The organism is Sandaracinobacter neustonicus (assembly GCF_006385875.1).
Classification (GTDB): domain Bacteria; phylum Pseudomonadota; class Alphaproteobacteria; order Sphingomonadales; family Sphingomonadaceae; genus Sandaracinobacteroides; species Sandaracinobacteroides neustonicus.
Map to the genome: position 1 here is coordinate 39,903 of NZ_VFSU01000024.1, position 9,370 is coordinate 49,272.

Genomic DNA, 9,370 nt, shown 5'->3' on the forward strand with positions numbered 1-9,370 from the left:
CAAATCGTCATACATAAAGGAGCGGGACATGAAGGTTGCGATCAACGGTTTCGGTCGGATCGGGCGGCTGGTTCTTCGGGCCATTCTGGAACAGGGCCGCACGGATATCGAGGTGGTCGCGATCAACGATCTGGGTGACGCCAAGGCCAACGCGCTGCTGTTCAAGCGGGATTCGGTGCACGGGCGCTTCCCCGGCACGGTGGAGGCCGACGGGCAGGACATGGTGATCAACGGCAAGCGCATCCGCGTGACCGCCGAGCGCGATCCATCCAAGCTGCCGCACAAGGAACTGGGCGTGGACATCGCGCTGGAGTGCACCGGCTTCTTCACCGACGCCGACAAGGCGGGCGCGCATCTGACGGCCGGGGCCAAGCGCGTTCTGATTTCCGCGCCGGGCAAGGGCGTCGACCTGACGGTGGTTTATGGTGTGAACCACCAGAAGCTGACCGGCGACCACAAGATCGTCTCCAACGCGTCGTGCACCACCAACTGCCTCGCCCCCGTCGCCAAGGTGATGAACGAGACGGTGGGCATCGAGCGCGGCCTGATGACGACGGTGCACGCCTACACCAATGATCAGAAGATTCTGGACCAGATCCATTCCGACATGCGCCGGGCGCGGGCCGCTGCCATGTCCATCATCCCCACCACCACGGGCGCGGCCCGCGCGGTGGGCGAGGTGCTGCCGGAACTGAAGGGCAAGCTGGACGGCTCCGCCATCCGCGTGCCGACGCCGAACGTCAGCTTGGTCGACCTGACCTTCGTGCCCGGCCGGGAGACGACGAAGGACGAGATCAACGCGGCGCTGAAGGCGGCTTCGGAAGGCTCTCTGAAGGGCATATTGGACTACACCGACGAGCCGCTGGTCTCCATCGACCTCAACCATGTGCCCTTCTCGTCCACGGTGGACAGCCTTGAGACTGCCGTGCTGGAAGGCAAGCTGGTCCGCGTTGTCAGCTGGTATGACAATGAATGGGGCTTCTCCAACCGGATGGCCGATACGGCAGTGCAGATGGGCAAGTTCCTCTGATGCCGTTCCGGGGGCTGGACGATCTTCCCGCGAGCTTGACTGGCAAGCGCGTGCTGGTCCGCGTGGACCTGAACGTGCCGATGGACGGCGAGCATGTGACCGACGCAACGCGGTTGCAGGCCGCCGTGCCCACCATCGCCTTTCTGGCGGATCGCGGGGCGAAGGTGCTGCTGCTGTCTCACTTCGGGCGGCCGAAGGGCGAGGCGTCGGAGAAATACTCGCTGAAGAAGGTCGTTCACCCCCTTCACGAGGTGCTGGGGCGCTGGGTGGGGTTCCTGCCGGATTGCGTGGGCGATGATGCGGTCGAGGAATCGCGGAAGCTGGAAAACGGCAGCGTCACCGTGCTGGAAAATACCCGCTTCCACGCGGGCGAGGAAGCGAATGATCCGGGCTTCGTCGCCGCGCTGGCGGAGATGGGCGACATCTATGTGAACGATGCCTTTTCCGCCGCGCACCGGGCGCATGCCTCCACCGAGGGGCTGGCGCATGTGTTGCCCGCCTATGCCGGGCGCTCGATGGAAGCGGAGCTGAACGCGCTGGAAGCCGCCCTTGGCAAGCCTGAGCGGCCGGTGGCGGCCGTGGTGGGCGGGGCGAAGGTGTCCTCCAAGCTGGACGTGCTGACCAACCTTGTGGGCAAGGTGGATCATCTGATCATCGGCGGCGGCATGGCCAACACCTTTCTGGCGGCCAAGGGCATCAGCGTGGGCAAAAGCCTGTGCGAGCATGATCTGGCCGACACCGCGCGCAGCATTCTTTCCCGCGCGGAAGCCGCCGGTTGCACCGTGCACCTGCCGTGGGACGTGGTGGTGGCGAAAGAGTTCAAGGCGCATGCGGAGAACCGCGTGGCCAATGTGAACGACGTGGCCGCAGACGAGATGATCCTCGACCTTGGGCCGCATGCGGTGGAAGCGCTGGGCGACGTGCTGAAAACCTGCGCGACCTTGGTGTGGAACGGGCCGCTGGGCGCGTTCGAACTAGCCCCCTTCGATGCCGCGACCGTGGCGCTGGCGCAAACGGCCGCCGCGCTGACGGAGGGCGGCACGCTGGTGAGCGTGGCGGGCGGCGGCGACACCGTGGCCGCGCTGAACCATGCGGGCGCGGGCGACAAATTCACCTTCGTCTCCACCGCCGGGGGCGCGTTCCTCGAATGGATGGAAGGCAAGGCATTGCCGGGGGTTCAGGCCCTTCAAACAGGCGAAAACGGGCAAACAGGAGCGGCAGAATGAAGATCACGAAAACCGTCAAGCGCATTCTCGACAATTATGAGAGCGACAATCCCGGCACCAAGGCGAACCTTGCCCGCATCCTGATGGCGGGGCGTCTGGGCGGCACCGGCAAGATGGTGATCCTGCCCGTCGATCAGGGCTTTGAACATGGCCCCGCGCGCAGCTTCGCGGTGAACGCCCCGGCCTATGATCCGCATTACCATTTCCAGCTGGCGATTGACGCGGGCCTGAACGCCTATGCCGCGCCGCTGGGGATGATCGAGGCCGGTGCGGACACGTTCGCGGGTGCGATCCCGACCATCCTGAAGGTGAACTCCTCCAACAGCTGGGCGAGCGGGGCCAATCAGGCGCTGACGGGCAGCGTGGACGACGCCCTGCGCCTCGGTTGCTCGGCCATCGGCTTCACCATCTATCCCGGTTCCGACGATTGCTTCGAGCTGATGGAAGAGATCAAGGAGATGTCGGCCGAGGCGAAATCGGTTGGCATCGCCACCGTGATCTGGAGCTACCCGCGCGGCGGCAAGCTACCGAAATCGGGCGAGCTGGCGCTGGACGTGGGGGCCTATGCCGCGCACATGGCGGCGCTGCTGGGGGCGCACATCATCAAGGTGAAGCTGCCGTCCGACCATGTCGAGCAGGAAGACGCCAAGAAGAGCTATGCCGGAACCGACTGGTCGAAACAGTCCGACCGGGTGGCGCATGTGGTGAAGGCCTGTTTCAACGGCCGTCGTCTGGTGGTGTTCTCCGGTGGAGCCGCCAAGGGCTCTGATGCGGTGTATCAGGATGCGCGCGATATCCGCGATGGCGGCGGCAATGGCTCCATCATCGGCCGCAACAGCTTCCAGCGCCCGCGCGCCGAAGCGCTGGAGTTGCTGGACAAGATCGTCCGCATTTACCTGAACAAGGAATAGGATAAGGGGCGGCGGGCGGACGACCGGGAGCAGCTGACATGGCCATCGAACCGGCCTCTACCGAAGATTTCTCGGCCTTTCTGGGCATCGAGGACGAGCGGCCGCCGTGCCAGCTTTACCTGATCTCTCCGCCGTCGCTGGATCTGGAGAGCCATGCCGCGGCGCTGGAAGCGGCGCTGGCGGCAGACGGGCCGGTGGCGGCCTATCAGCTGCGGATGAAAGATTACGCCGACGAGGCGATTCTGGCCGCCGCAGCGCGGTTGCTGCCCATCTGTCAGGCGGCTGACGTGGCATTCATCCTGAATGACCGCGCCGATCTGGCGAAGGCGTGCAGCGCGGACGGCGTGCATCTGGGGCAGACGGACGGATCGGTGGCTGAAGCCCGCGCGCTGCTGGGCCGCGATGCGCAGATCGGCGTGACCTGCCACGGCAGCCGCCATCTGGCGATGGACGCAGGCGAGGCCGGGGCCAATTATGTGGCGTTCGGGGCCTTTTTCCCGACGCACACCAAGCTGGTGGAGCATCACGCCACGCCCGATATCCTGAACTGGTGGACGGCGCTGTCCCCGATTCCGTGCGTGGCCATCGGCGGCATCACGGTGGAAAATTGCGCGCCGCTGGTGCGCGCGGGGGCCGATTTTCTGGCTGTCAGCGCCGCCGTGTGGGAAGCTGCCGACGGCCCCGCGGACGCCATCGGGCGGTTCAGCGACGAACTGCGTTCGTCGAAAGCCTGATTGCAGGCGGGGTGGCCGAGGCGTAGCAAGGCAGCTTTCTGATGTTCGAGAAGGTTGCCTCACTTGAAACCAGTTATGCTGCTCGCATCTGCGATGATGATGATGACCCCCGCCATGGCCCAGAGCCAGACCGCCCCAAAGCCCGCCACACAGGCGCAGCTTCCCTTCCTGCTGCAACCATGGACCGGCCCGCACGGCGGCGTTCCGCCGTGGGACAAGGTGAAGCCCGAGCAATTCCCGCCCGCGTTTGAAGTCGCCTTTGCCGATCTGCGCGCGGAAGTGCGCGCCATCGCCGACAACAAGGCTGCCCCCACGTTCGACAATGTGATCGGCGCGCTGGAAGCGAGCGGGCAGCAGCTGGATCAGGTCGCGACCATGTTCGACCTGATGACCTCCAACATGAACAGCCCGGCCTATCAGGAGCTGGACCGGGAATGGAGCCCGAAGTTCGCGGCGTTGAGCGACGAAATCTCCATGGATCCCAAGCTGTTCGCCCGGATCGACGCGCTGTATCAAAAGCGCGCCACGCTGAAGCTGAACCCGATGCAGCTCCGCCTGCTGGAGCGCACCTATGACCGCTATGTGCGCAGCGGCGCGAAGCTGAACGATGCGGACAAGGCGCAGCTGGCCAATATCAACCAGCAGCTGGCCACCCTGTTCACCGATTTCAACCAGCGGCTGCTGCGCGACGAGGAAACAGCGCTGCCCGCCACCGAAGCGGAACTGAAGGGCGTGCCGGATGGCGTGAAATCGGCTGCGCGTGCAGCCGCCGAAGAGCGCAAGCTGCCCGGCTATGCCATCGTCAACACCCGCTCCGCCGTGGACCCGATCCTGACCTTCGGCGATGATCGCGCGCTGCGCGAGAAGGTCTGGCGCGCCTTTGTGAACCGGGGCGACAATGGCGACGGCAATGACACCAACGCCGTGATCGAGAAGATCGTGAAGCTGCGTGCGGACCGCGCGCATCTGCTGGGCTTCGCCACCCACGCCAATCTCCGCATGGCCGACACCATGGCGAAGGAACCGGCGCGCGCGGAAGAGCTGATGATGCGGGTGTGGGGCCCCGCGGTCGCCCGTGTGGGTGAGGAAGTGGCGGACATGGAGAAAATCTCCGGCTTCCCCATCGAGCCGTGGGATTATCTCTATTTCGCGGAGAAGGTGCGCAAGGCGCGCTATGACCTCTCGGCTGCCGAGACCAAGCCCTATTTCGAACTGAACAACATGATCGAAGCGAGCTATTGGGCCGCCGGTCAGCTGTATGGGCTGGAATTCAAGGAAGTGACGGGGACGATCCCCGTGTTCCACCCGGATGTGCGGGTTTACGAAGTCACGCGCGGCGGCAAGCATGTCGCGCTGTTCTACCGTGACGATTTCGCCCGCACCGGCAAGCGATCCGGCGCCTGGATGACGACCTACCGCAACCAGCGGAAGTTCCCCACGCCGCAAACGGTGCTGGCCTCCAACAACAACAATTTCGCCAAGCCCGGCGCGAACGAGCCGGTGCTGATCAGCTATGACGATGCCGAAACGCTGTTCCACGAATTCGGCCACGCCATCCATTATTTCCTGCAGAATGTGACCTATCCGGGCCTTGCCAACACCCCGCGCGATTTCGTGGAATATCCGAGCCAGGTGAACGAAAACTGGCTGCTGACGCGCGAAGTGCTGGACCGGTTCGCCAAGCATTACAAAACGGGCGAACCCATGCCCAAAGCGCTGGTGGACAAGATCGAGAAGTCACAGACCTTCAATCAGGGCTATGCGACGGTCTCTTACCTGTCGTCCGCCATCGTGGATATGAAGCTGCATCTGGTGCCGAACGGCGTGGTGAACCCGGACGCGTTCGAGCGCGACACGCTGGCGGCCATCGGCATGCCCAAGCAGATCGTGATGCGGCACCGGCTGCCGCAGTTCAGCCACCTGTTCTCCGGCGACAGCTATTCGGCGGGTTATTATTCCTACCTCTGGTCTGAAACGATGGACGCGGACACATGGGCCGCGTTCGAGGAGGCGGGTTCGCCGTGGAACAAGGGCGTGGCGGATCGTTTCCGCACCATCCTGCTGTCTACCGGCAACGAAACCGACCGGGCGGACGCCTATCGCGAATTCCGCGGCCGCGACCCGGACGTGAAGGCGCTTCTGAAGAAGCGGGGCTTCCCGGCCGACGCGAAATAAGCCTGCCGAAGGGCTTTGCGGGGAGGGCGGGCCTGCGAGGGCCCGCCCTTCTTGCTGCCCGACTTGAGACTTTGCGCCCGACCGGCTAAAGGCGCGGCCACAATTGCTCTTTCCAGCTCTACAGGTGAATCCCCATGAAGATCAGCGGCGTGGACATTCGTCCCGGCAACATCATCGAATATGAAAACGGCATCTGGCGCGCGGTGAAGACGCAGCACACCCAACCCGGCAAGGGCGGTGCCTATATGCAGGTGGAGCTGAAGAACCTGATCGACGGGCGGAAAACCAACATCCGCTTCCGCTCGGCCGAAGTGGTGGAGCGGGTTCGTCTGGACACCAAGGATTTCCAATATCTCTATGCCGAGGACGACAATCTCGTCTTCATGGACAAGGATACGTACGAGCAGGTGACGCTGTCGCGCGACCTGCTGGGTGATGCCGCCGCCTTCCTGACGGACGGCATGGACGTGACGATGGAATTGTATGACGAGCGCGCCATTTCCGTGCAGCTGCCCGATCAGGTGGAAGCGCTGATCGTGGAAGCCGACGCGGTGGTGAAGGGGCAGACGGCCTCGTCCAGCTACAAGCCCGCCGTGCTGGAAAATGGCGTGCGCGTGATGGTGCCGCCGCATATCGGCGCGGGCACGCGGATCGTTGTGGATGTGTATGAGCAAGCCTACGTCCGCCGGGCGGATTGAGTAGAGCATGAGCCAGTCTGCGATCATCACCGTTATGGAGCGGGCGTGCCGCAAGGCCGCCCCGCGCCTGCGCCGGGACTTCGGCGAAGTCAGCCAGTTGCAGGTGTCCCGCAAAGGCCCGGCCGATTTCGTGAGTCAGGCCGACAAAGCGGCCGAGCGCACACTGCTGGAGGAATTGCAGAAGGCCCGGCCCGGCTGGGGCTTTCTGCTGGAAGAAGGCGGCGAGATTCCGGGAGAGGAGGAGAACTCTCCCCGCTTCATCATCGATCCGCTGGATGGCACCTCCAACTTCCTGCACGGCATCCCGCACTTCGCCATTTCCATCGGCGTGGAGCATATGGGCGTGGCGGTGGCGGGCATGATCTATCAGCCGCTGACGGACGAGAGCTTCTGGGCCGAGCGCGGGCGCGGGGCGTGGTTGCACAATGCGCGGCTGCGGGTGTCTGGCCGGGGCGACCTGTCTGAAGCGCTGATTGCGACGGGCATTCCTTACAAGGGCCATGGCGATCAGGACCAGTTCGAGCGCATCCTGAACAGGGTGATCCCGGAAGTGGCGGGGGTTCGCCGCTTTGGCGCGGCCAGCCTCGATCTGGCGTGGGTCGCGGCCGGTCGGTTTGACGGATTCTGGGAACAGGGGCTGTCTCACTGGGACGTCAGCGCCGGGATGTTGCTGGTGAAAGAGGCCGGTGGTTTCGTCTCGGATTTCCGGGGCGGCGAGAAAATGGTGGAGCGCCGGGAGCTGATCGCGGGCAATGATGTGCTGCATTCGCGGCTGCATCGGCTGGTCGCCGGAGCCCTGCGCTAACGCGGTTGATTCGCAATAGCGGCCATGCGTAAAAAACATGGCCAATCCGTTGGTTGTGCAGTGCGGCAAAGGCTTGCCCACGCCTTTTCACAGGCCTAGAGACGCCCAATGTCCGACCTGACTGACATCGGCCGGGAGTATCTCCCGATTCTCCTTTTCTTTGGCGTCGCCATCGCCTTTGCAGGCGTGTTCGCGGGGCTGCCCATATTGGTTTCGAACCTGGTGGGCACCAACAAGCCCTATGCCGATAAGCTGACCGAATATGAGAGCGGCTTCCCCGCCTTCTCGTCCGCGCGCGGCCAGTTCGATGTGCGCTTCTATCTGGTGTCCATCCTGTTCATCATCTTCGATCTGGAAGTGGCGTTCCTGTTCCCATGGGCTGTCAGCCTCGCGCATATGGGGCCTGAACTCTACTTCGCATGGGGGTCGATGATGCTGTTTCTGGGCGTCCTCACCGTCGGCTTCATCTATGAATGGAAGAAGGGGGCGCTGGATTGGGAATGAGCAGCACCACTCTCATCAACCCTGACGGCACCGCGCTTTCGCGGGACCCCCTTTCGCGGGATCTGGCCGGGCAGGATCAGTTTTTCGCCGATGTGAATTCGGAGCTTTCGAACAAGGGCTTCCTTGTGACGAGCCTTGAAGATCTGGCCACATGGGCGCGCACCGGCTCGCTCTGGTGGATGACCTTCGGTCTCGCCTGTTGCGCGGTGGAAATGATGCACGCCTCCATGCCGGATTGGGATATGGAGCGCTTCGGTGCCGCGCCGCGCGCCTCCCCGCGCCAGTCCGACGTGATGATCGTGGCGGGCACGCTGTGCAACAAGATGGCCCCGGCGCTGCGCCGCGTCTACGATCAGATGCCAGAGCCGCGTTACGTGATCTCCATGGGCAGCTGCGCCAATGGCGGCGGCTATTATCACTACAGCTATTCGGTGGTGCGCGGCTGCGATCGTATCGTGCCGGTGGACATTTATGTGCCCGGCTGCCCCCCCACCGCCGAAGCGCTGCTTTACGGTATCATGGCCCTGCAGCGGAAAATCCGCCGCCAGGGCACGTTCGAGCGCTGAATCATGTCGCACCTTCCCCAGATCCCCGGAAATGAAGGCATTGCCGAGCGCGCCAGCGCGATCCTCGGGCCTGACCTGATCGCCGCGACCGAAGTGGTTGGCGAGCTGACGCTCACGGTGGCCCGCGAGGCCGCCGGTTCGGTGCTGCAGCAACTGCGCGACACGCCGGACCTCTCTTACGAGCAGTTGCTGGACATCGCCGGGGCCGATTACCCGGAGCGCGCCGAGCGGCTGGAAGTGAACTGGCACCTGCTGAGCCTGAAGCACAACCGCCGCATCCGGGTGAAAGTGTTGACGGACGAGGTGAAGCCGGTTCCCTCTGTCACGGCGCTGTGGCCCAACGCGGGCTGGCTGGAGCGCGAAGTGTGGGATTGCTACGGTGTGCTGTTCGAGGGCAACCCCGATCTGCGCCGCATCCTGACCGACTATGGCTTTGAAGGGCATCCGTTCCGCAAGGACTTCCCGCTGACCGGGCATGTGGAACTGCGCTATTCGGAAGAGCAGGGCCGGGTGGTGTATGAACCGGTGAAGCTGAAGCAGGATTTCCGCAGCTTCGATTTCCTCTCCCCGTGGGAAGGGCAGTGGAAACTGCCGGGTGACGAGAAGGCTGCCGGAGCCGGAGGCGACCAGAAAGCTGAAGGGGATCAGGCATGACCGAGATTCTTGACGGCGAGATCGTGCTGGACCCGACTCTGGTCGCGCCCGACACCAAGATCCAGAA

10 protein-coding genes are annotated in these 9,370 nt (G+C 63.9%); all 10 read left to right on the forward strand.

From position 1 onward, the window contains the following. Positions 1-28 precede the first annotated feature (28 nt). On the forward strand, positions 29-1,030 hold the full coding sequence (gene gap / locus FJQ54_RS08910) for a type I glyceraldehyde-3-phosphate dehydrogenase (RefSeq protein WP_140928071.1): 1,002 nt from the start codon (positions 29-31) through the stop codon (positions 1,028-1,030). Further along, the gene (locus FJQ54_RS08915; protein ID WP_140928072.1) at positions 1,030-2,256 is read left to right on the forward strand and encodes a phosphoglycerate kinase; all 1,227 of its coding nucleotides are present in this window, start codon (positions 1,030-1,032) and stop codon (positions 2,254-2,256) included. The genes gap and FJQ54_RS08915 overlap by 1 nt, the downstream gene beginning before the upstream one ends. Next, positions 2,253-3,167, forward strand: coding sequence for a class I fructose-bisphosphate aldolase (locus tag FJQ54_RS08920; protein WP_140928073.1), 915 nt, complete (start codon positions 2,253-2,255; stop codon positions 3,165-3,167). The genes FJQ54_RS08915 and FJQ54_RS08920 overlap by 4 nt, the downstream gene beginning before the upstream one ends. A 38-nt stretch (positions 3,168-3,205) precedes the next feature. Then, positions 3,206-3,901, forward strand: a complete 696-nt coding sequence (gene thiE / locus FJQ54_RS08925; RefSeq protein WP_140928074.1) for a thiamine phosphate synthase — start codon at positions 3,206-3,208, stop codon at positions 3,899-3,901. Between the two features lie 75 nt (positions 3,902-3,976). Continuing rightward, positions 3,977-6,076 carry a M3 family metallopeptidase gene (locus FJQ54_RS08930; protein ID WP_140928075.1) on the forward strand — a complete coding sequence of 700 codons (2,100 nt, stop codon included), beginning with the start codon at positions 3,977-3,979 and terminating at the stop codon, positions 6,074-6,076. Positions 6,077-6,210: 134 nt separating this feature from the next. Next, a complete protein-coding gene (efp, locus tag FJQ54_RS08935) occupies positions 6,211-6,774 on the forward strand; it encodes an elongation factor P (protein WP_140928076.1) in 564 nt (187 codons plus the stop codon). A 7-nt stretch (positions 6,775-6,781) separates the two neighbouring features. Continuing rightward, positions 6,782-7,579 carry an inositol monophosphatase family protein gene (locus FJQ54_RS08940; protein ID WP_140928077.1) on the forward strand — a complete coding sequence of 266 codons (798 nt, stop codon included), beginning with the start codon at positions 6,782-6,784 and terminating at the stop codon, positions 7,577-7,579. Between the two features lie 117 nt (positions 7,580-7,696). Continuing rightward, a complete protein-coding gene (ndhC, locus tag FJQ54_RS08945) occupies positions 7,697-8,083 on the forward strand; it encodes an NADH-quinone oxidoreductase subunit A (protein ID WP_408006017.1) in 387 nt (128 codons plus the stop codon). Further along, positions 8,080-8,649 (forward strand): NuoB/complex I 20 kDa subunit family protein, encoded by a 570-nt coding sequence (locus tag FJQ54_RS08950; RefSeq protein WP_140928079.1) that lies wholly within the window; start codon positions 8,080-8,082, stop codon positions 8,647-8,649. The genes ndhC and FJQ54_RS08950 overlap by 4 nt, the downstream gene beginning before the upstream one ends. Before the next feature lie 3 nt (positions 8,650-8,652). Continuing rightward, positions 8,653-9,303: an NADH-quinone oxidoreductase subunit C gene (locus tag FJQ54_RS08955; protein WP_140928080.1), complete on the forward strand. Its 651-nt coding sequence runs from the start codon at positions 8,653-8,655 to the stop codon at positions 9,301-9,303. Positions 9,304-9,370 lie beyond the last annotated feature (67 nt).

What these genes read in the sequence shown, in the direction of transcription:
- gap (WP_140928071.1), top strand. Translation starts at nt 29, where the DNA reads ATGAAGGTTGCGATCAACGGTTTCGGTCGGATCGGGCGGCTGGTTCTT.
- FJQ54_RS08915 (WP_140928072.1), top strand. Translation starts at nt 1,030, where the DNA reads ATGCCGTTCCGGGGGCTGGACGATCTTCCCGCGAGCTTGACTGGCAAG.
- FJQ54_RS08920 (WP_140928073.1), top strand. Translation starts at nt 2,253, where the DNA reads ATGAAGATCACGAAAACCGTCAAGCGCATTCTCGACAATTATGAGAGC.
- thiE (WP_140928074.1), top strand. Translation starts at nt 3,206, where the DNA reads ATGGCCATCGAACCGGCCTCTACCGAAGATTTCTCGGCCTTTCTGGGC.
- FJQ54_RS08930 (WP_140928075.1), top strand. Translation starts at nt 3,977, where the DNA reads ATGCTGCTCGCATCTGCGATGATGATGATGACCCCCGCCATGGCCCAG.
- efp (WP_140928076.1), top strand. Translation starts at nt 6,211, where the DNA reads ATGAAGATCAGCGGCGTGGACATTCGTCCCGGCAACATCATCGAATAT.
- FJQ54_RS08940 (WP_140928077.1), top strand. Translation starts at nt 6,782, where the DNA reads ATGAGCCAGTCTGCGATCATCACCGTTATGGAGCGGGCGTGCCGCAAG.
- FJQ54_RS08950 (WP_140928079.1), top strand. Translation starts at nt 8,080, where the DNA reads ATGAGCAGCACCACTCTCATCAACCCTGACGGCACCGCGCTTTCGCGG.
- FJQ54_RS08955 (WP_140928080.1), top strand. Translation starts at nt 8,653, where the DNA reads ATGTCGCACCTTCCCCAGATCCCCGGAAATGAAGGCATTGCCGAGCGC.